At 66.7% G+C, this 24,764-nt stretch carries 18 protein-coding genes and 2 riboswitches; of the genes, 11 read left to right on the top strand and 7 right to left on the bottom strand.

Features of this window, described 5'->3' with window-relative positions; genetic code table 11:
* The first annotated feature begins 34 nt into the window (after positions 1-34).
* The 3 genes from RXV88_RS13905 (at position 35) to RXV88_RS13895 (ending at position 3,017) form a co-directional block, all read left to right on the top strand.
* Positions 35-886, top strand: a complete 852-nt coding sequence (locus RXV88_RS13905; RefSeq protein ID WP_316293845.1) for a BadF/BadG/BcrA/BcrD ATPase family protein — start codon at positions 35-37, stop codon at positions 884-886.
* A gap of 75 nt (positions 887-961) precedes the next feature.
* Positions 962-2,305: a proline--tRNA ligase gene (gene proS / locus RXV88_RS13900; RefSeq protein WP_316293843.1), complete on the top strand. Its 1,344-nt coding sequence runs from the start codon at positions 962-964 to the stop codon at positions 2,303-2,305.
* A gap of 199 nt (positions 2,306-2,504) precedes the next feature.
* Positions 2,505-3,017, top strand: coding sequence for a DUF2937 family protein (locus RXV88_RS13895; protein WP_316293841.1), 513 nt, complete (start codon positions 2,505-2,507; stop codon positions 3,015-3,017).
* Between the two features lie 151 nt (positions 3,018-3,168).
* On the opposite strand, the gene RXV88_RS13890 is transcribed toward RXV88_RS13895, so the two are convergent.
* On the bottom strand, positions 3,169-6,615 hold the full coding sequence (locus RXV88_RS13890; protein ID WP_316293839.1) for a pyruvate carboxylase: 3,447 nt from the start codon (positions 6,613-6,615) through the stop codon (positions 3,169-3,171).
* 146 nt (positions 6,616-6,761) lie between these two features.
* Between RXV88_RS13890 and RXV88_RS13885 the strand changes: the two genes are divergently transcribed.
* A complete protein-coding gene (locus RXV88_RS13885) occupies positions 6,762-7,157 on the top strand; it encodes a hypothetical protein (protein WP_316293837.1) in 396 nt (131 codons plus the stop codon).
* Positions 7,158-7,164: 7 nt separating this feature from the next.
* Here RXV88_RS13885 and RXV88_RS13880 read toward each other — a convergent pair whose 3' ends face one another.
* Positions 7,165-8,325 carry an alpha-hydroxy acid oxidase gene (locus RXV88_RS13880; protein WP_316293835.1) on the bottom strand — a complete coding sequence of 387 codons (1,161 nt, stop codon included), beginning with the start codon at positions 8,323-8,325 and terminating at the stop codon, positions 7,165-7,167.
* A 178-nt stretch (positions 8,326-8,503) separates the two neighbouring features.
* Here RXV88_RS13880 and RXV88_RS13875 point away from each other — a divergent pair, with 178 nt between their 5' ends.
* Positions 8,504-10,846: an ATP-dependent helicase gene (locus RXV88_RS13875; protein WP_316293833.1), complete on the top strand. Its 2,343-nt coding sequence runs from the start codon at positions 8,504-8,506 to the stop codon at positions 10,844-10,846.
* Positions 10,847-10,936: 90 nt separating this feature from the next.
* Here the strand turns inward: RXV88_RS13875 and RXV88_RS13870 are convergent, their stop codons facing one another.
* A complete protein-coding gene (locus tag RXV88_RS13870) occupies positions 10,937-11,587 on the bottom strand; it encodes a glutathione S-transferase N-terminal domain-containing protein (protein ID WP_316293831.1) in 651 nt (216 codons plus the stop codon).
* A complete protein-coding gene (locus tag RXV88_RS13865) occupies positions 11,584-12,525 on the bottom strand; it encodes an alpha/beta hydrolase (RefSeq protein ID WP_316293829.1) in 942 nt (313 codons plus the stop codon). Before RXV88_RS13865 ends, RXV88_RS13870 begins: the two co-directional genes overlap by 4 nt.
* A 111-nt stretch (positions 12,526-12,636) precedes the next feature.
* Positions 12,637-12,714, top strand: a riboswitch (SAM riboswitch).
* Between the two features lie 59 nt (positions 12,715-12,773).
* Here RXV88_RS13865 and metZ point away from each other — a divergent pair.
* From metZ to RXV88_RS13845, 4 genes are all read left to right on the top strand, one after another.
* Positions 12,774-13,943 carry an O-succinylhomoserine sulfhydrylase gene (metZ, locus tag RXV88_RS13860; protein ID WP_316293827.1) on the top strand — a complete coding sequence of 390 codons (1,170 nt, stop codon included), beginning with the start codon at positions 12,774-12,776 and terminating at the stop codon, positions 13,941-13,943.
* A 148-nt stretch (positions 13,944-14,091) separates the two neighbouring features.
* Entirely contained in the window at positions 14,092-15,195 is a 1,104-nt protein-coding gene (gene folE2 / locus RXV88_RS13855) for a GTP cyclohydrolase FolE2 (protein ID WP_316293825.1), read from the top strand.
* A gap of 131 nt (positions 15,196-15,326) precedes the next feature.
* Positions 15,327-16,778 carry a TrkH family potassium uptake protein gene (locus RXV88_RS13850; RefSeq protein ID WP_316293823.1) on the top strand — a complete coding sequence of 484 codons (1,452 nt, stop codon included), beginning with the start codon at positions 15,327-15,329 and terminating at the stop codon, positions 16,776-16,778.
* The gene (locus RXV88_RS13845; protein WP_316293822.1) at positions 16,778-18,370 is read left to right on the top strand and encodes a 5-guanidino-2-oxopentanoate decarboxylase; all 1,593 of its coding nucleotides are present in this window, start codon (positions 16,778-16,780) and stop codon (positions 18,368-18,370) included. Before RXV88_RS13850 ends, RXV88_RS13845 begins: the two co-directional genes overlap by 1 nt.
* A gap of 9 nt (positions 18,371-18,379) precedes the next feature.
* Here the strand turns inward: RXV88_RS13845 and RXV88_RS13840 are convergent, their stop codons facing one another.
* Positions 18,380-21,520 carry a valine--tRNA ligase gene (locus RXV88_RS13840; RefSeq protein WP_316293821.1) on the bottom strand — a complete coding sequence of 1,047 codons (3,141 nt, stop codon included), beginning with the start codon at positions 21,518-21,520 and terminating at the stop codon, positions 18,380-18,382.
* Positions 21,521-21,677: 157 nt separating this feature from the next.
* A riboswitch (cobalamin riboswitch) is annotated at positions 21,678-21,891 on the top strand.
* 91 nt (positions 21,892-21,982) lie between these two features.
* Here RXV88_RS13840 and RXV88_RS13835 point away from each other — a divergent pair.
* The gene (locus tag RXV88_RS13835; RefSeq protein ID WP_316293819.1) at positions 21,983-22,252 is read left to right on the top strand and encodes a hypothetical protein; all 270 of its coding nucleotides are present in this window, start codon (positions 21,983-21,985) and stop codon (positions 22,250-22,252) included.
* A gap of 732 nt (positions 22,253-22,984) precedes the next feature.
* On the opposite strand, the gene RXV88_RS13830 is transcribed toward RXV88_RS13835, so the two are convergent.
* Positions 22,985-23,203: a DUF1127 domain-containing protein gene (locus RXV88_RS13830; RefSeq protein WP_316293817.1), complete on the bottom strand. Its 219-nt coding sequence runs from the start codon at positions 23,201-23,203 to the stop codon at positions 22,985-22,987.
* Positions 23,204-23,447: 244 nt separating this feature from the next.
* Here RXV88_RS13830 and RXV88_RS13825 point away from each other — a divergent pair, with 244 nt between their 5' ends.
* Complete coding sequence (locus RXV88_RS13825; protein WP_316293815.1) at positions 23,448-24,512, top strand: Mrp/NBP35 family ATP-binding protein; 1,065 nt, start codon at positions 23,448-23,450, stop codon at positions 24,510-24,512.
* 12 nt (positions 24,513-24,524) lie between these two features.
* Here RXV88_RS13825 and RXV88_RS13820 read toward each other — a convergent pair.
* The coding region (locus RXV88_RS13820; RefSeq protein WP_316293813.1) for a transposase at positions 24,525-24,764 on the bottom strand (240 nt) is incomplete at its 5' end.

Below are 24,764 nucleotides of genomic sequence, written 5' to 3'. Positions count from 1 at the left end.
GAAAACGGCCCCACTGCGGGCCGTTTGGCGGATGATGGCGGTTTTTCTGGGTGTCGACGGCGGCGGGTCGGGATGCCGGGCGGCCATTGCAGACGCCGGGGGCCGCGTCCTGGGGCGCGGGTCGGCGGGGCCGGCCAACGTGTCTACCGATATGGCCGGGGCGCTCGAAAATCTGCGCGCGGCGGTGACCGCCGCCGCGGCAGAGGCGGGCGTTGGCGGGTCCGATCTGGCCGAATGCCCCGCGCATCTCGGCATCGCGGGTGTCTTGCGTGCGGACCAGGCTCTGGCCGTGGCGCAGGGTCTTGGATTGCCGCGTGCACGGGTGACCGACGACCGCACCACGCAGCTGCGCGGCGCCCTGGGCAAAGACGATGGCGCGCTTGTCGCTCTGGGCACCGGCACGATCATCGGGGTGCAGCGCGCCGGTCGGGTGCGCTTTGCCGGTGGTTGGGGGTTGGTTCTGTCGGATGAGGCGTCGGGCGGGTGGCTGGGTCTGCGCGCCTTGTCACTGACCTTGGAGGCGCGCGACGGGCTCTCTTTGGCCTCCGATCTGACGACTCGGTTGGATCAGGCGCTGCACGGGCCGGCGGGCATCGTCGCCTTCGCCGCCCGCGCCACGCCGGCGGATTTTGCCGCCCATGCGCCGGACGTCATAGCCGCGGCCGACACGGGCGACGCCGTGGCCGTGCGGCTGATGCGCGAAGGGGCGGCGTATATCGCCCGCACGCTGCGCGCGCTGGGCCATGCCGCGGGCGAGCCTCTCTGCCTCACCGGCGGGGTGGGCCCGGCCTACCGAGATTTCCTGCCGGCCGAGCTTGGCGCCGCCTGCATAAAGCCGCGCGGCAGCGCGCTCGATGGAGCGCTGTCGCTGGCCCGCGAGGCCTGAGCGCCAGTCCTCCCTTGCCAAGCCGCGCGCCATGGCCCAAACAACCCCAAACCGCCCAAAGACCAAGGATGCCCCATGCGCCTGAGCCGTTATTTCCTGCCTGTCCTCAAGGAAACCCCTGCCGAGGCGCAGATCGTCAGCCACCGCTACATGCTGCGCGCCGGTATGATCAAGCAGGCCTCCGCCGGGATCTATTCCTGGCTGCCGCTGGGCTACCGGGTGCTGCGCAATATCGAACGGATCGTACACGAAGAGCAGGAGCGCGCCGGGCACATCCCGCTCTTGATGCCGACGCTGCAATCGGCGGACCTTTGGCGCGAATCCGGGCGGTATGACGCTTATGGCGACGAGCTTTTGCGCGTCCGCGACCGGCACGGGCGCGACATGCTCTACGGTCCCACCAACGAAGAGCTGATCACCGATATCTTCCGCAGCCATGTGGGGTCCTACAAGGACCTGCCGCTGACGCTTTATCACATCCAGTGGAAATTCCGCGACGAGATCCGGCCGCGCTTCGGCGTCATGCGGGGGCGCGAGTTCCTGATGAAGGACGGCTACAATTTCGACCTGACGAAAGAGGATGCGCTGCACGCCTACAACCGCCATCTGGTCAGCTACCTGCGCACCTACGAGCGCATGGGGCTGCAGGCCATCCCGATGCGCGCCGACAGCGGGCCCATCGGCGGCGACGACACGCATGAATTCCTGGTGCTGGCCGAGACCGGCGAATCGGAGGTCTTCTACGATGCCGCGATCACCGATCTGCGCTTCGGCGACCGCCAGATCGACTATGACAGTCACGAGCAATGCCGCGCCGTGCTCGAGGAATTCACCTCGCGTTATGCGCGCACCGATGAAACCCACGACGAGGCGCTCTTCAACCAGATCCCCGAGGACCGTCGCCGCGTCGCGCGCGGGATCGAGGTGGGGCAGATCTTCTACTTCGGGACCAAGTATTCCGAACCCATGGGCGCCGTCGTCGCCGACCGCGACGGCAACCGCGTGCCGGTGCATATGGGGTCGCACGGGATCGGGGTCAGCCGCCTTTTGGGGGCGATCATCGAGGCCAGCCATGACGACAAGGGCATCATCTGGCCCGAAGGCGTGACGCCCTTCCATTGCGGGCTCGTCAACCTCAAGAGCGGCGACGCCGAGGCGGATGCCGCTTGCGAGGCGATCTATGCCAGCCTGACGGCGCTGGGGCTGGAGCCGCTTTACGACGACACCGACGAACGCGCCGGGGGCAAGTTCGCCACGATGGATCTGATCGGGCTGCCGTGGCGGATCACCGTGGGGCCGCGCGGGCTGAAGAACGGGGTGGTCGAACTGACTTCGCGCCGCACCGGCGAAAGCGAAGAGATGCCGCCCGAACAGGCGGTCGAGCGGATCGCGCGGATCTACGGGAAGACGGCGGGCTGAAGGTTTGGTTTCGCCGTGCGCTGCGCGCACGGCGACCGGGGAGGGGGGCGCTGCCCCCCTCCACCCCCCGGAGTATTTTGCCAAGAAGAAGCAGGGTACGAAGCGCGTTTGCAGGCTGGCCTGACAGCAGTTCAGGATTGCGCTATCCTTGGTTGCTGACGGTCCCGACAGAGGGCCGCGGCAGGCCAGGAGCAGTATCATGACGCTAAGAACCATCGCCCTTGCCGGCGGATTGGCCGGGGCGGCGGGCTTGTCGCAATTCCCCGAGTTTTCGCAGCAATACACCCAGCGCCTTGGCGGCGCGGTGGATGAGCTGCAGCGGGTCGTCACTCGGTTCGACGCGGACGCTGCCGCCACCGGGCTGGACCGCGCGGGAGCGCTGACCGATCTGTCGACGGGCGGGGCCTTTGGCGCGCAGCGGGCCGCGACCATGCGCGAGACGGTGGCGCGCTACGAAAGGCTGAGCGCCGATCTGGCGGCGCTGGAGCGGGCGGGGCCGTTCACCCGGGCGCGGCTGGCGGGGCATCTTCGCGACCCGGAGATCGCCGCGCGCGCCTGGGAGGCGTATCGCCCCGCGGTGCCCGCGACCTTCGAAGGCGCGGTTTTCGGTGGCACGGGGTTCGTGCTGGGCTGGCTGGCGGCCGGTGCGCTGCTGCGGCTTTTGCGGCGCATGACGGGGCTCGGGCGAAAAAGGTCAGAACGGGTGATATGATGTTTCGCACGCGAAACATTGGGGTAGGACGAGTGCCCTGGAAATTCATTGAATTTTAAGGGCTTGTAACGATGTCTTAAGCTGGCGTCCGCGCGTAAAGCCGCGAGGAAAGCCCGCAAGGGCTTGAGGAGCTGCCCCCGCGGACCCCGGACTACCCTTCGTATTCGATCAACAGGTCCTTGGCGTCGATCTGCGATCCGGGCGTCACATGCACCGCCTTGACCACGGCGTCCCGCTCGGCGTGCAGACCGGTCTCCATCTTCATCGCCTCGATGGTCAGCAGCAGATCGCCTTCCCTGACGTGCTTGCCGACCACCACCGCGACGCTGGCCACAACGCCGGGCATCGGTGCGCCGACATGGGCGGGGTTGCCCAGCTCGGCCTTGGGGCGCGCGGCGGTCACCGCCTTGGCCTTGCGGTCGGGAACGCGCACGGTGCGCGGCTGGCCGTTCAGTTCGAAGAACACACGCGCCTCGCCGTCCTCTTGCGTGTCGCCCACGGCGATCAGCCGGATCTCGAGCGTCTTTCCGGGGTCGATCTCGGCGGTGATCTCTTCGCCGGGCTCCATCCCGTAGAAGAACGTGCGCGTGGGCAGGGTGCGGACGGGGCCATAGACCCGGTGGCGACCCATGTAATCCATGAACACCTTGGGATACATCAGGTAGCCGTTCAGATCCTCGTCATCGACCGCCTTGCCCTCGAGCTCGGCCTGTACCTTGGCGCGGGTGGCCTCGATATCCACCGGCTCGGCGGTAAGGCCCGGGCGCTTGGTAAAGGGCTTGTCGCCTTTCAGGATCTTCTTCTGGATTGCCTTGGGCCAGCCGCCCGGCGGCTGGCCGAGATTGCCGCGCATCATGTCGATGACGCTGTCGGGAAAGCTGACATCGGTGTCGGGATCCTCGACATCCGCCCGCGTCAGCCCCTGGCTGACCATCATCAGCGCCATGTCGCCCACCACCTTCGAGGACGGCGTCACCTTGACGATATCGCCGAACATCTGGTTCACATCGGCATAGGTCTGGGCGACCTCGTGCCAGCGCTCTTCCAGCCCCAGGCTGCGGGCCTGCGCCTTGAGGTTGGTGAACTGCCCGCCGGGCATCTCGTGCAGGTAAACCTCCGAGGCGGGTGCTTGCAGCCCCGATTCGAACGCCGCGTACTGGCCGCGCACGGCCTCCCAGTAATTCGAGATCTCGCGGATCGCGCCGATATCCAGCCCGGTGTCGCGGTCGGTGTGGCGCAGCGCCTCGACCACCGATCCCAGCGTCGGCTGGCTGGTGTTGCCCGACAGCGCATCCATCGCCGCGTCGACCGCATCGACCCCGGCCTTTGCGGCCTCGATGATCGAGCCGATGGCCGCGCCCGAGGTGTCATGCGTGTGGAAATGCACCGGCAGGCCGACCTCTTCCTTCAACACGCGCACCAGCGGGCCGGCGGCATTGGGTTTCAGCAGCCCTGCCATGTCCTTGAGCCCGAGGATATGCGCGCCCGCAGCCTTCAGCTCCTTGCCCATGGACACATAGTATTTCAGATCGTACTTGGCGCGGTCGGGGTCGAGGATATCGCCGGTGTAACAGATCGTGCCCTCCAGCACCTTGCCGTTCTCCAGCACCGCGTCCATGGCGACACGCATGTTCTCGACCCAGTTGAGGCTGTCGAAGACGCGGAACACGTCCACGCCGGTCTCGGCGGCCTGACGCACGAAGAACTGGACCACGTTGTCGGGGTAATTCGTGTACCCCACCCCGTTGGCCCCGCGCAAAAGCATCTGGGTCATCAGGTTGGGCATCCGTGCGCGCAGATCGCGCAGGCGTTGCCAGGGGCATTCCTGCAGGAACCGGTAGGCCACGTCGAAGGTCGCACCCCCCCAGCATTCCACGCTGAATAGCTGCGGCATGTTGGCGGCATAGGCCGGGGCGACCTTGATCATGTCGAGGCTGCGCATCCGCGTGGCCAGCAGCGACTGATGCCCGTCGCGCATGGTGGTGTCGGTGATCAGCACCTGCGGCTGTTCGGCAAGCCAGTCGGCGACGGCCTGCGGGCCCTTTTCCTCCAGCAGGTTGCGGGTGCCGTAGGGTGCGCGCTCTGCGCGCACCGCTGGCGGGCGGGCGGGCTTCAGCTCGGCCGCGGGGCGGGGCCGGCCTTCGACCTCCGGGTGGCCGTTGACTGTGATGTCGGCGATATAGGTCAGCACCTTGGTGCCGCGGTCGCGCCGCTTGGGGAACTGAAAGAGCGCGGGCGTCTCGTCGATGAACTTGGTGGTGTACTGGTTGGTCAGAAACGTCGGGTGTTTCAGCAGGTTCTCGACAAAGGCGATGTTGGTGCTGACGCCGCGGATGCGGAACTCGCGCAGGGCGCGGTCCATCCGGGCGATCGCCTTTTCGGGCGTCTGCGCCCAGGCGGTCACCTTGACCAGCAGCGAGTCGTAGAACCGCGTGATCACCCCGCCCGCATAGGCCGTGCCGCCATCCAGCCGGATGCCCATGCCCGTGGCCGACCGGAACGCTGTGATGCGGCCGTAATCGGGGATGAAGTTGTTCTGCGGATCCTCGGTCGTGATCCGGGTCTGCAGCGCGTGGCCGTTCAGCCGGATGTCGTATTGCGACGCCTTGCCGGTGGCCTCGGCCAGCGATTTGCCCTCGGCGATCATGATTTGCGCCTGCACGATGTCGATGCCCGTCACCTCTTCGGTGACGGTATGTTCGACCTGCACGCGCGGGTTGACCTCGATGAAGTAGAACTTGCCGGTTTCCATATCCATCAGGAACTCGACCGTGCCGGCGCATTCGTAATTCACATGGGCGCAGATCTTGCGCCCCAGCTCGCAGAGCTCCTCGCGCTGCGCCTCGCTGAGATACGGCGCGGGGGCGCGTTCCACGACCTTCTGATTGCGCCGCTGGACCGAGCAGTCGCGTTCATAGAGGTGATAGATATTGCCCTGCTTGTCGCCGAGGATCTGCACCTCGACATGGCGCGCGCGCAGGATCATCTTTTCCAGATAGCCCTCGCCGTTGCCAAAGGCGGCCTCGGCCTCGCGCCGGCCTTCCAGCACCTTCTCGCGCAGCTCGCCGGGGCCCTCGATGGGCCGCATTCCGCGCCCGCCGCCGCCCCAGCTGGCCTTGAGCATCAGCGGATAGCCGATCGCTTCGGCCTCCTTGGTGATGGCGTCGAAATCGTCGCCCAGCACCTCGGTCGCCGGGATGACCGGCACGCCCGCCGCGACGGCCACGCGCCGCGCGCTGGCCTTGTCGCCGAGCGCGCGCATGGTCTCGGCCCGGGGACCGATGAAGGTGATGCCCGCGGCCTCGCAGGCGTCGACGAAATCGGGGTTCTCTGACAACAGGCCATATCCCGGATGGATCGCATCCGCGCCGCATTCCTTGGCCACGCGGATGATCTCGTCGATGGCCAGATAGGCCTGCACCGGCCCCAGCCCTTCACCGATCAGATAGGCCTCGTCGGCCTTGAACCGGTGCAGCCCCAGCTTGTCCGCCTCGGCATAGACCGCGACGGTGCGTTTGCCCATCTCGTTGGCGGCGCGCATGATGCGGATGGCGATCTCGCCACGGTTTGCGATCAGGATTTTCTTGAAGTCGGGCATGGCATTGATCCTGCGGATAACCTTGGCAAAGGTCTAGGCCAGTTTCTGCACCTGCACAACACGTAGAACTGGGTAGGCCGTGGCGGGCGCGCGGTCGCCGACGTGCCAGCCGTTTACTTTTTGTTAATACCCGTTAAGGTGGTCGGATGGCCGGAGAAGTCGAACTTACCGCGATCCTGTGCAGCCTCATTCTGGGCGGCGAGATGGAAGTGCGCCACGATTACATCGCGGCCGGGTCCGCCCGGCACGTGCGGGTGGATTGCGAGACGCCGACCCATGTGGTCGAGGTGGGGGTCGACGCCAAGCGGTCGTCCTTCGACAGCCTGCACCAGGCGCTTTTCGCCGCCGAGATCACCGGCAAGCTGCCCATGGTCGTCATGATCGACACCAACGGCGTCGAAGAGGGCGAAGAGTTCCAGGTCGAGACCGTCGCGCGCCGCACCGGGGTGAGCTATTTCACCGTCGACAAGGATTTCCTGATCCGCTGGCGCATGACCGCGCCCTTCCGCGATGCGGACCCGGTGCCTCTTTTCGGTTACTGATTTTCGGTTATTGAGCGCGGGTTTCGCGCGCCAGCACCTGGCCGCGCAGGTCGACCGGCCGCGCGACGCCCAGCTGACCCAGATTGGCCGCCAGATCGCGGCGCAGGATGTTGATCAGATGCGCCGGGCCTTCGCGCCCCAGCGCCCCCAGCGCATAGTGGAACGCCCGCCCCAGCATGACGAAATCCGCGCCAAGGGCGATGGCGCGCAGCATGTCCAGACCGCCCTCGATGCCGCTGTCGAAGATCAGCGGCAGGTCAGTGGCGGCGCGGATCGCGGGCAGGGCCTCGATGCTGGCGGGGGCGGCGTCGAACTGCCGCCCGGCGTGGTTGGAGACCCAGATCGCGTCGACGCCCGCCGATTCCAGCCCCGGCACATCGGCGGCGCGCAGCACGCCCTTGACGATCAGCGTGCCCTCCCAATGGTCGCGCAGCCAGCGCAGATACTCCCAGTCGGGCGCGGTGCGCAGCAGATAGCCCACATGCGCCGTCGGGTCCCGCGCCGCCGTATCGGCGGCGTAAGGATCAAGCGTGCGCATCCGCGGCATGCCGTGCATCGCGGTGCCCACGGCCCAGGCCGGGCGCATCGCCACCTGCGCCAGCAGGCGCGGCGTCAGCCGGGGCGGGTTGGTCAGCCCCGACCGCACCTGCCGCTCGCGGCGGCTGGCCACGGGCACGTCCACCGTCAGCACCAGCGCGGTAAAGCCCGCGTCGCGGGCGCGGGCCAGCATGTCGCGGCGAATCTCGGGATCGCGCGGCGGGTAAAGCTGGAACCAGCCCTGTCCGCCGGTCAGCGGCCCGACGGTCTCTGGCGTCTGCGTGGCGACCGTCGAGAGCGTATAGGGCACCCCCGCCCGCGCCGCCGCGCGCGCCAGAATCCGCTCGGCATCGGGCCATATCAGCCCCGACATGCCAACGGGCGCGATGCCGAAGGGCAGGGGGTGGTCCTGCCCGAAGAGGGTCGTGCCCAGGTCGGCGGCCACCTCGCCATGCAGGATCGAGGGGGCAAAGCGCACCGCGTCCAGCGTGCTGCGGTTGCGTTTCAGCGTCGCCTCGGTGCCGGTGCCGCTGTCGAGATATTCCCAGACGAAATGCGGGATGCGCCGGCGCGCGCGGGTGCGCAGATCGGCGATGGCGGGGTATCGGGCATTCAGATCCATCGGGTGCATTTGTGCCCTCTCGTGCGGATTTGTCCAGCACCTGCCGCTCCGTCCCGCAGCATGGGCCAGAGATCGCGCGAGGGCCGCGTCGCGCCGAGTTGCGCACCTGTCCGCGCGGCGAAAACAAGCGGGAACAGAAGCGGAACACGGGCTTTCCCTTTGCCCGCCGCCGCGCTAGACTATGCTTATGAGCAGTTTTGACGATATGGACGCCTTTGAAGGCGCGGCGCTGTCCGCCCGTGCGATGGCCGCGCGGCCTGCCCCCTATTTGGATGGTCTGAACCCCGCGCAGCGCCAGGCGGTCGAGACGCTGGATGGCCCGGTGCTGATGCTGGCGGGGGCGGGCACCGGCAAGACCCGCGCGCTGACGGCGCGAATCGTGCACCTGCTGAACACCGGACGGGCGCGCCCGAACGAAATTCTGGCGGTCACATTCACCAACAAGGCCGCGCGCGAGATGAAGAACCGCGTCGGCCATATGCTGGGCCAGACCATCGAAGGCATGCCGTGGCTGGGCACTTTCCATTCGATCTGCGTCAAGCTCCTGCGCCGACATGCCGAGCTGGTGGGGCTGAAGTCGAACTTCACCATCCTCGACACCGACGACCAGCTGCGCCTGCTCAAGCAGCTGGTCAGCGCTGCGGGCATCGACGACAAACGCTGGCCCGCGCGCCAGCTTTCGGGGCTGATCGACGGCTGGAAGAACCGCGCGCTGGTGCCTGAAAAGGTGCCCTCGGCCGATGCGGGGGCCTACAATAACCGCGGCACCGAGCTTTACGCGCAATACCAGGCGCGGCTGAAAGAGCTGAACGCGGTGGATTTCGGCGATCTGCTCTTGCACGTGGTGACGATCTTTCAGGCGCATGAGGACGTGCTGGCGCAATACCAGCGCTGGTTCCGCTATATCCTGGTGGACGAATACCAGGACACCAACGTGGCGCAGTACCTGTGGCTGCGGCTGCTGGCGGGCGGGCATCGCAACATCTGCTGCGTGGGCGACGACGATCAGTCGATCTATGGCTGGCGCGGCGCCGAGGTGGGCAACATCCTGCGGTTCGAAAAGGATTTTCCCGGCGCGCATGTGGTGCGGCTGGAACAGAACTACCGCTCGACCCCGCATATCCTGGCGGCCGCGAGCGGCGTCATCGCGGGCAACCGGGGGCGACTGGGCAAGGAGTTGTTCACCGACCTGACCGAGGGCGAGAAGGTGCGCCTCATCGGCCATTGGGACGGCGACGAAGAGGCGCGCTGGGTCGGCGAAGAGATCGAGGCTATGCAAAAGGGCACCCGTGGCCAGCGGGGCTTTTCGCTCGACGAGATGGCCATTCTGGTCCGCGCCAGCCACCAGATGCGAGCCTTTGAGGACCGCTTTCTGACCATCGGTCTGCCCTACCGCGTGATCGGCGGGCCGCGTTTTTACGAGCGGATGGAGATCCGCGATGCGATGGCCTATTTCCGCCTCGTGGTCAGCCCCGACGACGATCTGGCCTTCGAGCGCATCGTCAACACGCCCAAGCGGGGCCTGGGCGACAAGGCGCAGCAGACCATCCAGGTGACCGCGCGCGCGGGTGGGGTCAGCCTGCTGGAAGGCGCCGCGCTGGCGGTCGAGCAGGGGCTGATCAAGGGCAAGGGCGGAGGCGAGCTGCGGCTCTTGGTCGAGAACCTGCGCCGCTGGGGCCGGATGACCGGCGATCCCGACCTGACCCATATGGAACTGGCCGAGATCGTGCTGGACGAGTCGGGCTATACCGCGCATTGGCAGAACGACAAGACACCCGAGGCGCCGGGGCGGCTCGAGAACCTCAAGGAACTGGTCAAGGCGCTGGAAGGGTTCGAGAATCTGCAGGGATTCCTTGAACACGTCAGCCTGATCATGGACAACGAGACCGACGACGGCGGCGCGAAAGTGTCGATCATGACGCTGCATGCGGCCAAGGGGCTGGAGTTTCCGGCCGTCTTCCTGCCGGGATGGGAGGACGGGCTCTTCCCCTCGCAGCGCTCGATGGACGAGACCGGGGTCAAGGGGCTCGAGGAAGAGCGGCGGCTGGCCTATGTCGGCATCACCCGCGCCGAAGAGATCTGCACGATCTCGTTTGCGGCCAACCGGCGGGTCTTTGGCCAGTGGCAATCCTCGCTGCCCTCGCGCTTTGTCGACGAATTGCCCGAAGAGCATGTGGAGGTGCTGACGCCGCCCGGCCTTTACGGTGGCGGCTATGGGGCTGCGGGCATGTCCTCGGGGGTGGAGGCGCGCGCGGCCGAGGCGAATGTCTACAATTCGCCCGGTTGGAAGCGCCTGCAAGCCCGGTCGGCCGACCGCCCGGTCAGCCAGCCGCGCGAAAGCCGCAACACGGTAATCGATTTGAATGCAGTGTCGTCTTATGTGATGGGCGAGCGGGTGTTCCACCAGAAATTCGGCTATGGCGCGATCGTCGGGATCGAAGGCGACAAGCTGGAAATCGCCTTCGAGAAGGCAGGGACCAAGAAGGTCGTATCGCGGTTCATCTGTGCTGCGGACGACGTGCCCTTCTGACGCACCGCATTCGCCCCGGGGGCGTCGAAATCTTTGAAAGATTTCGATCCGTTTTCTTTGCAAGAAAACGTGTCCGCCGACCCGGCGTGGTTATTTCGCGGTCGGATCGCGGCGCAATTCCGCATAGAGCGCGCGGCCCCGGATGACGCCGGGGCGCGCGCTGACCTGATCCAGCCAGCGCGCCAGATGCGGCTTGTCGTCAAGCGTCTGGCGCTGGCCTTCCCAGAGCGACGCCCAGCCCCAGATCGCCATGTCGGCGATGGTGTAGTCGGGCCCGGCGACATATTCGTTCTGCGCCAGTTGCCGGTCCAGCACGCCGTAGAGCCGTGCCGCTTCGTCCCTGTAGCGGGCCTTGGCGTAGGGGATGTCCTCGCGCGCGAATTTCCAGAAATGATGCACCTGGCCCGCCATCGGCCCCAGCCCGCCCATCTGCCACATCAGCCATTGTTCGACCGCCACGCGGCTCCGTTCGTCGTGCCCGTAGAACCGGCCCGTCTTGCGCGCGAGATAGAGCAGGATCGCACCGGATTCGAAGATGTGGATCGGCGCGCCGCCGGGGCCGTCGGGGTCGGTGATGGCTGGGATCTTGTTGTTTGGCGACACCTCCAGAAAGGCCGGATCGTGTTGCGCGCCTTTGGATATGTCGATCAGGTGGGTGATGTAGGGCAGCCCCATCTCTTCCAGCGCGATGGAGGCTTTCCAGCCGTTCGGTGTCGGCCAGTAATACAAATCGATGGTCATGCGCGCGCCCTTTGGGGATTTCTCGCCGGCCAGTGTGCCGGTTTCGGCGCGAAGGACAAGAGGTGTGGCGGGGCCGGCTCTTTGGTCAGCAGCGCGCGCAGGCGGGCGATGTCCAGCGTCCCGCTCTGAAGCGCGCGGTAAAGCGGGAAGACCCCGGCGCGCAGATAGGGCGACCAGTGGCAGATGCGCCGGTCCGGCGCGGCGACAGGATAGCCCGCTCGGCGCAGCGCGGCGAGGCTGGGCGGGTGGTCGAGCCGAAGATGCGCCAGGTTCGCACGCTCGAGGGGCTGCCGCCCCATCGCGCCCCCGCCGCCGCGGGGCGGGCGGATGAGCAACTCCAGCACCCGGTCGAACACTGCGTTTTCGCGGCTCGAGACGTGCAGCACACCAGCCGCGCGCCCCGCCGGGGCGTCAAGCGCGGCGCCCGCGGCGGTGCTGAATTCGGCCGGCGCCATCAGGATCGCCGTCCTGACGTCGCCGGGCGCGGCCTGCCGCAGCGCCGCCAGCGCGACCCGCGCGCCCATGGAATGGGCGAAGACATGCACGTCGCGCCCGGGTGCAAAGTGGCGCAGGTCCTTGAGCAGGCAGGTCAACGCGCGGCCGGCGGCCTCGGCGGTGGTCCAGGCCCGCCAGATCGGGCCATCCGCGCTCCAACCAAGTGAAATCGCGATCCCGGCATCCGTTCCGGCGCGGCCAAAGCCCAGATGGCGTGGCCAGCTGATCGCCCGCGGCCGGTCGGGCGGCGGCGACAGGCTCTGCACCAGGGCGTGCGGGCAGCGGCCCGGACGGCCGGGCGCGTATCTGTACCCGTGCACCATGATCACCACGGGCCCGGGGGCGGCGACGCGATGCGCGTGGCTTAACAGGGCGGCGACCGGCATTTCCCCGTCGTGGCACAAGGGCTGATCGTCATGGACGGTAATACGCAGCAGCGGCATGGCCGGCCTCACAACATATTGTGGCTTGCTGATACGGAAACGCTATGTCGGCGCCGTGAAGGTTTGGTTACGGCCGCGTGACGGTCTTGACGCAGCCGCGCAACGGGCTTACGCAACCGCTGTGGCGATTTGTTACCGGATTGCGGGCCACGTTAAACATGCCGCTAAAGAGGTCAGACGAAGGAGCCCCTTTCGCTTGACCGCGACAGGGGTTTTTTTGTGGCCCAGGGCGGCCCGGAGGATACACGATGGAAAAACGGACGAAACTGGTGCACGGCGGCACCAAACGCAGCCAGTGGGGCGAGCTGAGCGAAGCGATTTTCCTCACGCAGGGCTTTGCCTACGACAGCGCCGAACAGGCCGAGGCGCGGTTCATCCAATCGGCGCCCGACGAATTCATCTACGCCCGCTACGGCAACCCCACGGTGCGCATGTTCGAAGAGCGTATAGCAGGGCTCGAGGGCACCGAGGACGCCTTTGCCACCGCCAGCGGCATGGCGGCGGTCAACGGCGCGCTGATGTCGATGCTGCGGGCGGGCGATCATGTGGTCGCGGCGCGGGCGCTTTTCGGCTCGTGCCTGTATATCCTAGAAGAGATCTTGCCGCGCTACGGCGTCGAGGTCAGCTTTGTCGACGGCGCCGATCTGGACCAGTGGCGGGCGGCGGTGCAACCCGGCACCAAGGCGGTGTTCTTCGAGTCGATGGCCAACCCGACGCTGGAATTGGTGGACATCGAAGGCGTTTCATCCATCGCGCGAAGTGTGGGCGCCAAGGTTCTGATAGACAACGTTTTTTCCACGCCGATCTATTCCAATGCCGTGGCCCAGGGGGCGGATGTGGTGATCTATTCCGCGACCAAGCATATCGACGGTCAGGGCCGGACGCTGGGCGGGGTCATCCTCGGCAGCCGCGAATTCATCCGCAAGACGGTGGAGCCTTTCCTCAAGCACACCGGCGGCTCGATGAGCCCGTTCACGGCCTGGGTGATGCTAAAGGGGCTCGAGACGATGGATCTGCGCGTACGCGCGCAGACCGCCTCGGCCGGCGCGATCGCCGAGGCACTCGAGAACCATCCCAAGGTCCGGCAGGTGCGCTATCCCGGCGCGCCCAGCCATCCGCAATACGACCTGGCGATGCGCCAGCTCGGGGCGGGCGGCACCATGGTGGCCATCGACCTGCACGGCGGCAAAGAGGCGGCGTTCCGTTTTCTCAACGCGCTGGAGGTGGTGCTGATCTCGAACAACCTCGGCGATGCGAAATCCATTGCCACCCATCCCGCGACCACGACCCACCAGCGCCTGACCGACGACCAACGCGCGAGCCTGGGGATCGGCGACGGGCTGATCCGGCTGTCGGTGGGGATCGAGGACCCCAGGGATCTGGTGGCCGATATCCTGAACGCGCTGGAGTTGATTTAACGAAAATTTGACGCGAATCAGCGTCGAATGCGCCGCATTCTGTGATCCGGAAATGGGTCGGTTCCGTACTATGTAAGCAAAGGTGGAAACGGCACGGCCGTATCCCATGTATAGTTACGAGCGCCCCATCGGGCGAGGAGGCACGAGCATGAACATTCATACGCCGGACATCGACCGCAAACCCAGCCGTCAAGAGGCCGAGGCCGCGCTCGCGCTGCTGCGGAAATGGGCGGGCAAGGCGCATGACGCCGAGATCGCCGATCTCGACCCGGTGCTGACGCGCCTGGCCCCCGACGCCAAGGCCGACGCCTATCCGGTTCTGGCGCGGGTCTATCCGCACGGCTTCGACGTCGACGCCGAATACAAGGCCACCCTGCCGGACCTTCAGAACGGGCCTTCGGCGCTGATCAAGGGTGCCAACCGGGCGATCCAGCACGTCGGCATTTCAAACTTTCGCCTGCCGATTCAGTATCATACGCGCGACAACGGCGACCTGACGCTGGAAACCAGCGTCACTGGCACCGTCAGCCTGGAGGCCGACAAGAAGGGCATCAACATGAGCCGCATCATGCGCTCGTTCTATGCCCACGCGGACAAGACCTTCAGCTTCGAGGTGATCGAGGCGGCGCTCGACGATTACAAATCCGACCTCGAAAGCTTTGACGCCCGTATCAACATGCGCCTGTCCTTCCCGATGCGGATGGACAGCCTGCGCTCGGGTCTGTCGGGCTATCAGTATTACGATATCGCCATCGAACTGGTCGAGACCGACGGCGTGCGCCACAAGATCATGCATCTCGATTATGTCTACAGCTCGACCTGCCCCTGCTCGCTGGAGCTGAGCGAACACGCCCGGCGCGAACGCGGCCAGCTGGCGACGCCGCATTCGCAGCGGTCGGTGGCGCGAATCTCGGTCGTGCTGAACGAAAACGATGCCTGCCTGTGGTTCGAGGACCTGATCGACATGTGCCGCCGCGCCGTGCCGACCGAGACCCAGGTCATGGTCAAGCGCGAGGACGAACAGGCCTTTGCCGAACTGAACGCCGCCAACCCGATCTTCGTCGAGGATGCGGCGCGGCTCTTTGCCGAGCAGTTGCAGAACGATCCGCGGGTGTCGGACTATCGGGTGCTGGCCAGCCACCAGGAAAGCCTGCACAGCCACGACGCGGTTTCGGTGCTGACCGAGGGGCCGACCTTTGCCTCCGAAAGCCTCGACCCCAAGCTTTTCTCGACCCTGTTCCACGTCGGCTAAGCGCGGCGTCCCCGCCAAAGCATCGAACGCCCGCCCCACCGGCGGGCGTTCGTTTGCGTGACCGGCCCCCCGGGCGGACGGGCGCGCTGCCATCTTGACAGGGCAAGCCGCGCGGTCCAACGCTGCGCCCCATGTTCGATCTTCGCCCCGTCTTCTACGTGATCGGCCTTTTGGTGGCCATGCTGGGGGCCACCATGCTGTTGCCGCTTTTGGTGGACATCGCCGAGGGGCGGGGGCAGTGGCCGGTCTTCGCCGAAAGCGCCATCATCACCATTCTGACCGGCGGGCTGATCGCGCTGGCCAGCGCCAACGCGGTGCGCGACCGGCTGTCGATCCAGCAGACCTTTCTGCTGACCACCGGGGTCTGGCTGACGCTGCCGATTTTCGGCGCGCTGCCCTTCGTTCTGGGCGCGACCGAGGCGCGCTTTGTCGATGCCTTTTTCGAGGCCATGTCGGGGCTGACGACCACCGGCTCGACCGTGTTCTCGGGGCTTGAGGAACTGCCAAAGGGCCTGCTGCTCTGGCGGGCGCTGCTGCAATGGCTGGGGGGCATCGGCATCATCGTCGTGGCGATGGTGTTCCTGCCCGAGCTGCGGGTGGGAGGGATGCAGATCTTCCGCTCCGAAGGCTTTGACACCATGGGCAAAATCCTGCCCCGGGCCACGCAGATATCCTCGAGCATCTCGACCATTTACGTCTCGCTGACGCTGATCTGCGCGGGGGCGTATTTTCTGGCCGGCATGACGCCCTTCGATGCGACCGTCCACGCCATGACCACCGTCGCGACCGGCGGTTTTGCCAATTACGACACGTCCTTCGCCGGGTTCGGGGCCGGGGTGGAATATATATCGGTCGTCTTCATGCTGCTGGCCGCGCTGCCCTTCGTGCGCTTCGTTCAAATGACGGCCAATCGCAACGTCGCCCCGCTGCTGCAGGACCGCCAGATCCGCGCCTTTCTGATCACGGTCGCGGTGATCGTCCTGCTGCTGACCTTCTGGCGGCTGACGGTGACGGACGCAAGCGGAGAGGACGCGGTGCGCAAGGTGCTCTTCAACGTCGTGTCGCTGGTCACCGGCACCGGCTATGCCTCGGACGATTACGGCCTTTGGGGGCCGTTCGCGGTGACGGTGTTCTTTTTCATCGGCCTGATCGGAGGCTGCGCCGGGTCGACCGCCTGTTCGATCAAGATCTTCCGCTATCAGCTGCTTTTCGCCTCGATCAAGGTGCAGCTCAGACGCATTCGGGCGCCGCATGGCGTTTTTACTCCGCGCTACGACGGCCGCCCGGTGGGCGACGACGTGCTGGGGTCGGTGATGTCGTTCTTCGTGTTCTTCGTGGTCACGCTGGGGGTGCTGGCCGTCGGGCTTGGGATGACCGGGCTCGATTTCATTACCTCGGTGTCGGGGGCGGCGACGGCGCTGGCCAATGTGGGCCCGGGGCTGGGCGACCAGATTGGCCCGGCGGGCAATTTCGCGGGGCTCAACGACACCGCGAAATGGATGCTGGCGTTGGCGATGCTGGTGGGGCGGCTCGAGCTGATGGCGGTCTACGCCATCCTGACCGTCAGTTTCTGGAGAGCGTGATGACCGACCGTCCTCTTGGCGCGCAGATCTCGCACATGCTGCGGGCGCGCGGTGTCGAGGTGATCTTTGGCATCCCCGGCGTGCACAATGTCGAGATGTACCGCGGCATCGAGACCGCCGGGATCACCCATGTGCTGGCCCGCCACGAACAGGGGGCGGGGTTCATGGCCGATGGCTATGCCCGCGCCAGCGGTAAACCGGGGGTGTGTTACCTGATCACCGGGCCGGGGCTTTGCAATGCGATGACGGCGCTGGGGCAGGCCTATAGCGACAGCGCGCCGGTGCTGGCGATCAGCTCGTGCCTGGACGAGGCCGATGCGCGCCGGGGCCAGCTGCACCAGATGCGCGACCAGCGCGCGGCGGCCGAGACGGTCTGCGACTGGTCCGCCGAGGCGCGCAGCCCCGAGGCCGCTTATGCCCTGATCGACCGGGCATTTTCAGAATTTGCCACCGCGCGGCCGCGGCCCAAACACCTGCAGGTGCCCATAGCACTTGCCGGGCGCAACGCGCCACCGGCCCCGGCACGCCCGGCGGCGTCGGGCCTGCCGCAGGTCAGCCACGGCGATCTGTCCATGGCGATCACCCGGATCCTCGCGGCGAAAAAGCCATTATTCGTCTTCGGCGGCGGGGCGCGGGCCGGGGCGGGCGCGGTGCCCGACATCCTGCGCCAGACCGGGGCCGCGTCCTTCGTCACCTATGCCGGGCGGGGCATCGTGCCTCCCGGGACGCCGCTTTTCTTCGGCTCGACCCTGGCGCGGCCCGATTCGGCGCAGGTGGCGGCTGAGGCCGATCTGGTGATCGCCATCGGCACCGAGCTTTCCGAGGTCGATCTCTGGCGCGATCATCTCGGCCACGACTGCCCGACGATCCGGGTCGATATCGACGCCGAGGTGCTGGCGGCCTGCGGCGCGGGGGACATGCCGCTTCTGGGCGATGCGGGGGCGTTCCTCAGGGCCATGGCGGTGGCGATCCCCGCGCGGGTCGAGGACCGCGCGCCGTGCTGGGACGCCGCAGAGGTGGACCGCACCCGCGCGCGCTGGCGCGCCGAGATCGACGCCGAGCGGCCGGGCATCCTGCCGGTGGCCGACGCCCTGCGGGCGGTCATGCCCGAGGATGCGATGATCTATTCCGACATGACCCAGTTCGCCTATGCGGTGAAAGAGGTCTGGGACATGCCGCGCCCGGGCCATTGGCACCATCCCTACGGCTTTGGCACGCTGGGCTACGCCTTGCCCGCCGCCATCGGCGGGGCGGTGGCGCGGCGCGGCAAACCCACGGTGGCGATCCTGGGCGATTACGGTTTTCAATACACCGTGCAAGAGCTGGGCACGGCGGTCGAGCTGGGCCTGCCGCTGCCGATCCTGATCTGGGACAACGCCAAGCTGGGCGAGATCGAGGCGGCGATGATCGCCTCGCAGATCGCGCCCAACGCTGTCGTCGCGCGCAACCCCGATTTCCTGGCGCTGGCCCGCGCCTATGGCGCAGGGGCCAAAGAGCCGGAGACGCTGAGCGCCTTGCAGCAGGCGCTGCTGGCGGCATTCGACGCGCCCGGCCCCACGGTGATCCGCATGACCCGGGCGCTGGCCGGATAGGCCGGCGCGTCAGCCGATTTCCAAGAGTCGCGCCAGCGCCTCCTTGAGCTTGCCCTCTTCCTCTTCGCGCGCTTCCAGGTTGGCGCGGGTTTCGGCGACGACGTCCTCGGGCGCGCTTGCGGCGAACTTGGGGTTGCTGAGCCGCCCGCGCAGGCCGCCCAGCTCTTTGCCGAGCTTTTGCAGCGCCTTTTCCAGCCGGTCCTTTTCGGCGTTGACGTCGATGAGGTCGGCCAGCGGCATGCCGAAAGTCGCGCCGCCCACGGGCACGGTGACGCAGCCTTTGGGGAAGGTGTTCACGGTCTCCAGCGTGTCGATCCGCGCGAGCCGCTTGATCAGCGCCTCGTTCTGGGTCCAGGCGGCCTGGCCCGCGGCGTCCATGTCCTTGACCAGCAGCGGCAAGTAGAGCCCGGCGGGCACGTGCATCTGGGCGCGCGCCGAGCGCACGCCTTCGATCAGCCCGATGACCCAGGACATTTCGGCCTCGGCCTCGGCGTCGATCAGGTCGCTGCCGTAGGTCGGCCAGTCGGCATGGACCAGCATTTTGGGCCGGTCGCCCAGCGTGTCCCAAAGCTCTTCGGTGATGAAGGGCATGAAGGGGTGCAGCAGGATCAGGCACTGGTCGATCACCCAGGCCATGGTGGCGCGGGTTTCGGCCACGACGGCGGCGTCGTCCGAGCCGAAGAGCGGTTTCGAAAATTCCACGTACCAGTCGCAGACCTTGCCCCAGACGAAGGCATAAAGCGCGTTGGCGGCGTCGTTGAACCGGTAGCCGGTCAGCGCCTCGTCCACGGTTTCGCGGATGCGCGCGGTCTCGCCGACGATCCAGCGGTTGAGCGGCGCGGTGGTCTGGGGGATGCGGCCGTCCGAACCCACCGCCTCGTTCATCTCGGCGAAGCGGGCGGCGTTCCAGAGCTTGGTGCCGAAGTTGCGGTAGCCCGCGACGCGGTCCTTGGACAATTTCAGGTCCCGGCCCATGGCGGCCATGGCGGCGAGCGTGAAGCGCACCGCATCGGCGCCGTATTCGTCGATCAGTTCCAGCGGGTCGATGACGTTGCCGACGGATTTCGACATCTTGCGGCCCTTCTCGTCGCGCACCAGCGCGTGGACATAGACCGTGTCGAAGGGGCGTTCGCCCACCACCGCGTATTGCATCATCATCATCCGGGCGACCCAGAAAAAGATGATGTCGAAGCCGGTGATGAGGACCGAGGTGGGGAAGTACTTTTTCAGCTCTTCGGTCTCTTCCGGCCAGCCCAGCGTGCCGATGGGCCAGAGGCCGGACGAGAACCAGGTGTCGAGGACGTCCGCATCCTGCCAGACCGGGTAGACCAGCCGGGTCGGATCCTGGGTGGTTTCATATTCGGCGAGGCTTTCGGCCAGACGGTGCACCGCGGCGGCGCGGTCGGCGACCTCGACCACGCGGGCGTGGTTGAGCGGCGTGGGCAGCCCGTCGAGCACGTCGCGGAACTGGCCATGCACGGCGTGGAAATCGGCGGCGCAATGGTGCCGGTCGGTGCCGGTGGTCAGGAACTGGTCCGACAGGAGCCGGCCCATTTCCACGAGGTCGAGCGCGCCGTCGTTCTCGTCGTCGGTGAAATCGTTGGTTTCGATGTCGAAGCCATACCAAACCGGGATCTGATGGCCCCACCAGAGCTGGCGCGAAATGCACCAGGGCTCGATGTTTTCCAGCCAGTGGAAATAGACGCGCTTGTCGCGTTCGGGCAGGATGTCGACGGTGCCATCGCGGACGGCGTCGAGCGCGGGGCCGACGATCTTGTCGGTGTCGACGAACCACTGGTCGGTGAGCATCGGCTCGATCACCACTTTCGAGCGGTCGCCGAAAGGCTGCATGATCGGTTTGGATTCGACGAGGGGCACCTCATCGGTCTCTTGCGAGCCCTCTTCGGCTTTTTTCGCGGGTTTGCCGAGGCGCGGGTCGCCCGTGCGGGTCATCACCGCGAGGCCCTCGGTCGTGATCTCGTCGATGACGCGTTTGCGCGCCTCGAAGCGGTCGAGACCACGCAGGTGGTCGGGGACGAGGTTGAGCGCGTCGGTCTCGGCCTCGGTCAGGGTCCGCTCGCCGCGGGCGACCTCGAGCGCGATGGCGGCGGCCTCGGCATAGGGCACGCCGTCGTCGCGCATGTGGCCCTTGGTGTCCATCAGCCGGTAGCAGGGGATGCCGCCGCGTTTGGCCACCGCGTAGTCGTTGAAATCATGCGCGCCGGTGATCTTGACCGCGCCCGAGCCGAAATCGGGATCGGGGTAGTCGTCGGTGATGATCGGGATCAGGCGGCGGTGTTCCTTGGGGCCCACGGGGATCTCGCAGAGCTGGCCGACGATGGGCGCATAGCGTTCGTCGCCCGGGTGCACCGCCACCGCGCCGTCGCCCAGCATGGTTTCGGGGCGGGTGGTGGCGATCGAGATGTAATCGCGGGTCTCGCGCAGGGTGACGTTGCCGTCCTCGTCCTTTTCCACGTATTCATAGGTGGCCCCGCCCGCGAGCGGGTATTTGAAGTGCCACATGTGGCCCGGCACCTCGATATTCTCGACCTCGAGGTCCGAGATCGCGGTTTCGAAATGCGGATCCCAGTTCACCAGGCGCTTGCCACGATAGATCAGGCCTTTTTCGTACATGTCGACGAAGACCTTGATCACGGCGTCGTGGAAATTGCCCTCTTCGCCCGCGGGCGCGCCGGGGGCGCCGGACATGGTGAAGGCCTCGCGCGACCAGTCGCAGGAGGCGCCGAGGCGCTTCAACTGCCCGATGATGGTGCCACGCGACTTGATCTTCTGCTGCCAGACCCGTTCGAGGAACTTTTCGCGCCCCATCTCGGTGCGCGAGGGTTCCTGGTTGGCGGCCATTTCGCGTTCGGTGACCATCTGCGTGGCGATGCCTGCGTGGTCGGTGCCCGGCTGCCAGAGCGTGTCGAAGCCCTGCATCCGCTTCCAGCGCACCAGGATGTCCTGCAGCGTGTTGTTGAAGGCGTGGCCCATGTGCAGGCTGCCCGTCACGTTGGGCGGCGGGATCATGATGCTGAAGGTCGCTTCGCGGCTGGCGTTGGCCCCGGCGGCGAAGGCGCCTGCGCGGTCCCATGCCTCGTAGATGCGCGTCTCGGCTGTTGTTGCGTCGAAGGTCTTTTCCATGGCCATGGAAGCTGTCCTCTGCCTTTCGGGCGGCCGAAGCGCCGCGCCGGGTGTCCTTTTGCTGTCCGTCTACCCAAAGGGGCGGCGAAGGCCAAGGCCCGGCTTGGCGTATCGCGGCGTCGGAATGCCGGTTTTGGGTCTAGGCGACTCGGGGCGGGGTGACATAGCCTGCGGATCTCAAGGTGCCGTGGCCTGCCACGGAGAATTGGGAAGCCGGTGAAAGTCCGGCACTGCCCCCGCAACGGTGAGGGCGGGAGGCCTGCCGCAAAGGTCACTGGGGATGTCCCCGGGAAGGCGCGGCAGGCAGGGTCAGGTCGCCATCGGCGCGAGGCCCGCCCGCCGCAGTCCGGAAACCAGCCTTGGGTGAGACCGACCGCGTCGCGCAGGGATGCGCGGCGCCCCAAAGGTCCGCGGGGCGCGGATCACGAGGAAAGGGGCATTGCCCATGACCACCCTGAGAGGCCGCGCATGACCGCGCGGCGCATTTTCGACGGTCTGCAGAGCATCGACAGCGCCGAGGCGCAGGATGCCGCGCGGGCTGGGTTCCTGGAATGGGCGCTGAGCCTGCCCTGCGGTGCAGCCCCGGCTGCGGCCGCGGCCGAGGCGCTGGGGCGCATCGGGTGCTGTGCCACGGCCAGCCGCGCGGCGCGGCTTTTCGCGGGTTATCTGGCGCAGGCCTCGGTCTGCGATCCGCGCCGGCCGGCGCGGCGCGGCGGACGGGCGGGCCGGTTGCACTAGGGCCTTTGGGTTCAGACCCGGGACAGACCAGTCGCAGATGCCCCGAGCGCGTGCCGCGCGGCGGAGGATGTGCGTCCGGGTTGTTCCGAAACGCTGGCCGCCACGGCCCTTGACGGGTCACGCATGAAAAAACGGCGACGCACGTGTGCGTGCGCCGCCGTGAAGTCATGCGCTAACCCCAGGGAGGAGGAGAGGGGCGCGCAATCCGTCGTTGGGGCTGCTGCCCCGGAAACCTAGTGCGGTGACGCCCGGGAGGAGGATGGACGCCACCGCAATTCGCGACGGCCCCAGGGAGGAGGAGAGGGGAGCCGCGAAATTTGTTGGGGCCGATGGCCCCGGAAAGGGAGGCGGCGGTGCCCGGGAGGAGGATGGACACCACCGCCGATCACGACTGCCCCAGGGAGGAGGAGAGGGGGCCGCGAAACGTTGGGGCCTGAGCCCCGAATTAGGTGCGGTGACGCCAGGGAGGAGGAGAGGCGCCACCGCGGATCACGACTGCCCCAGGGAGGAGGAGAGGGGGCCGCGAAGTGTTGGGGTCGTGGCCCCGAATTCAGTGCGGTGACACCCGGGAGGAGGATGGGTGCCACCGCTGATCACGACCGCCCCAGGGAGGAGGAGAGGGGCTACCGCGTAATTTGGAACCCGTGGGTTCCGTTTTGCGCCGACCGATGGGAGGAAAGGCCGGTGCGGGTTCGAAAGGGACTATTGGGAGGAGGACCCCTTTCGAATTTCTCAGTCGCCGTAGGCGGCTTGCCACGCGATGCGGTTCAGCATCGACCGGTGCAGGCCCAGATCGGCCAGTTCGCGGTCGCTGAGCGCGATGAGCTCGCTGCGCGTCTGCTTGTAGAGACGGCGGCGCGCCATGCGGTCGCGGAAGGTTTCGATAAGCGCGTCGAGGCGCAGCGAGAAGCCCTTGCCGGCGCGGGTGTTGGTCGTGTTTGCGTATGTCATGTCAGAAGCCTATGAGTTCGTGGTTGGCTTTGTTGAACTCAAGATGGGGCACATGCTGCAGATGCACAATACCGCGCTTCGACAATGCTGCTATGCAGCAAGTGCATAGGAAATTTTGTATGAATTCAGGCAGTTCGCTCAATTTTGAGGCTGTATGAAAACTTTTACATGCTGCTAGGACGCGGCTTCGGGAAATCAATATTCGGGACGCCGCGTGAATTGGCGGAGTGATGGGAGAATGGGCATGACGCAAATCCGGACAGAGGTTCAAGACGCGCTGCGGCGGCTGGCGCTGCCCGACGGCGGCGACCTGATTTCGCGTGACATGATTCGCGCGCTGACCGTCGAGGATGGCAAGGTGCGCTTTGTCATCGAGGCGCCCAGCCCCGAGATCGCCCGTCAGATGGAGCCGCTGCGCCGCGCCGCAGAAGAGATCGTGGGGCAGGTGCCCGGCGTGACGGGCGTCAGCGCGGCGCTGACCGCGCATCAGACCGAAAAGAAGCCGCCGTCGCTCAAGCTGGGGCAGCATCCCCAGGCGCAGGCCGGGCCGATGAAGCCCGCGGGGGTGAAGACGATCCTCGCCATCGGCTCGGGCAAGGGCGGGGTGGGTAAATCCACGGTGTCGTCGAACCTTGCGGTGGCGCTGGCGCGGGCGGGCAAGCGGGTCGGGCTGCTGGACGCCGACATTCACGGACCCAGCCAGCCGCGCATGTTCGGCCTGACCGAGCGCCCGCAGAGCCCCGACGGCAAGACCATCCGCCCGCTGAAGGCGCATGGCGTGACGCTGATGTCGATCGGGCTGATGCTGGCCGAGGACAAGGCGGTGGTCTGGCGCGGCCCGATGCTGATGGGGGCGCTGCAGCAGATGCTGATGCAGGTGGATTGGGGCGAACTGGATGTGCTGCTGGTCGATCTGCCGCCGGGGACGGGGGATGTGCAGCTGTCGCTCTGCCAGAAGTCCGAGGTGGCGGGTGCGATCGTCGTGTCGACGCCGCAGGACGTGGCGCTTTTGGATGCGCGCAAGGCGCTGGATGCCTTCGCCACGCTGCGCACGCCGGTGCTGGGGCTGATCGAGAACATGTCGGTCTTCGTCTGCCCGCATTGCGGCGGCGAGAGCCATATCTTCGGCCATGGCGGCGTGGTGGCCGAGGCCGAACGGCTGGGCCTGCCGGTGCTGGGGCAATTGCCGGTGGACCTGGAGACGCGGCTGGCCGGGGATTCGGGCCGCCCGGTGGCGCTGGGCGACGGGCCGGTGCCCGAGGCCTATGCGCGGCTGGCCGACCGGCTGATTGCGGGCGGCATCGTCTAGAGCGTCGTCTATTTAATCTGCAACATATCCGGCAGCCTTGAAGAGGTTTCTGCACTCGTTTGGCGGGAAGAGATCGCAGGTTTGGACGACGGATTGGAATAGTACTTCAAATGTGCGGGCCTTTAGCCGTCTGAGGTGTGCCTTGAGTTTCGAGTATGCCATTTCGATGGGGTTCAGGTCGGGCGAGTAAGGCGGCAGGAAGAGCAGCCAGCTGCCTTGCGACTTCAGAACCTCCTGCGCGCGCGCCGATTT

It is taken from the genome of Aestuariicoccus sp. MJ-SS9 (genome assembly GCF_032586235.1).
In the GTDB taxonomy this organism is placed as follows: Bacteria; Pseudomonadota; Alphaproteobacteria; order Rhodobacterales; family Rhodobacteraceae; genus Aestuariicoccus.
The sequence above is the reverse complement of the archived record's forward strand: the minus strand, read 5'-3'. Positions and strand labels throughout refer to the sequence as shown.

Excerpts from the sequence above, each read along its gene's own strand:
- RXV88_RS13835 (WP_316293819.1), top strand. The coding sequence starts at position 21,983 with ATGACCGCGCGGCGCATTTTCGACGGTCTGCAGAGCATCGACAGCGCC.
- RXV88_RS13890 (WP_316293839.1), bottom strand. The coding sequence starts at position 6,615 with ATGCCCGACTTCAAGAAAATCCTGATCGCAAACCGTGGCGAGATCGCC.
- RXV88_RS13905 (WP_316293845.1), top strand. The coding sequence starts at position 35 with ATGGCGGTTTTTCTGGGTGTCGACGGCGGCGGGTCGGGATGCCGGGCG.
- RXV88_RS13850 (WP_316293823.1), top strand. The coding sequence starts at position 15,327 with ATGTTCGATCTTCGCCCCGTCTTCTACGTGATCGGCCTTTTGGTGGCC.
- RXV88_RS13840 (WP_316293821.1), bottom strand. The coding sequence starts at position 21,520 with ATGGCCATGGAAAAGACCTTCGACGCAACAACAGCCGAGACGCGCATC.
- RXV88_RS13875 (WP_316293833.1), top strand. The coding sequence starts at position 8,504 with ATGAGCAGTTTTGACGATATGGACGCCTTTGAAGGCGCGGCGCTGTCC.
- metZ (WP_316293827.1), top strand. The coding sequence starts at position 12,774 with ATGGAAAAACGGACGAAACTGGTGCACGGCGGCACCAAACGCAGCCAG.
- RXV88_RS13870 (WP_316293831.1), bottom strand. The coding sequence starts at position 11,587 with ATGACCATCGATTTGTATTACTGGCCGACACCGAACGGCTGGAAAGCC.
- RXV88_RS13845 (WP_316293822.1), top strand. The coding sequence starts at position 16,778 with ATGACCGACCGTCCTCTTGGCGCGCAGATCTCGCACATGCTGCGGGCG.
- RXV88_RS13880 (WP_316293835.1), bottom strand. The coding sequence starts at position 8,325 with ATGCACCCGATGGATCTGAATGCCCGATACCCCGCCATCGCCGATCTG.
- RXV88_RS13830 (WP_316293817.1), bottom strand. The coding sequence starts at position 23,203 with ATGACATACGCAAACACGACCAACACCCGCGCCGGCAAGGGCTTCTCG.
- RXV88_RS13825 (WP_316293815.1), top strand. The coding sequence starts at position 23,448 with ATGACGCAAATCCGGACAGAGGTTCAAGACGCGCTGCGGCGGCTGGCG.
- folE2 (WP_316293825.1), top strand. The coding sequence starts at position 14,092 with ATGAACATTCATACGCCGGACATCGACCGCAAACCCAGCCGTCAAGAG.
- proS (WP_316293843.1), top strand. The coding sequence starts at position 962 with ATGCGCCTGAGCCGTTATTTCCTGCCTGTCCTCAAGGAAACCCCTGCC.
- RXV88_RS13895 (WP_316293841.1), top strand. The coding sequence starts at position 2,505 with ATGACGCTAAGAACCATCGCCCTTGCCGGCGGATTGGCCGGGGCGGCG.
- RXV88_RS13885 (WP_316293837.1), top strand. The coding sequence starts at position 6,762 with ATGGCCGGAGAAGTCGAACTTACCGCGATCCTGTGCAGCCTCATTCTG.
- RXV88_RS13865 (WP_316293829.1), bottom strand. The coding sequence starts at position 12,525 with ATGCCGCTGCTGCGTATTACCGTCCATGACGATCAGCCCTTGTGCCAC.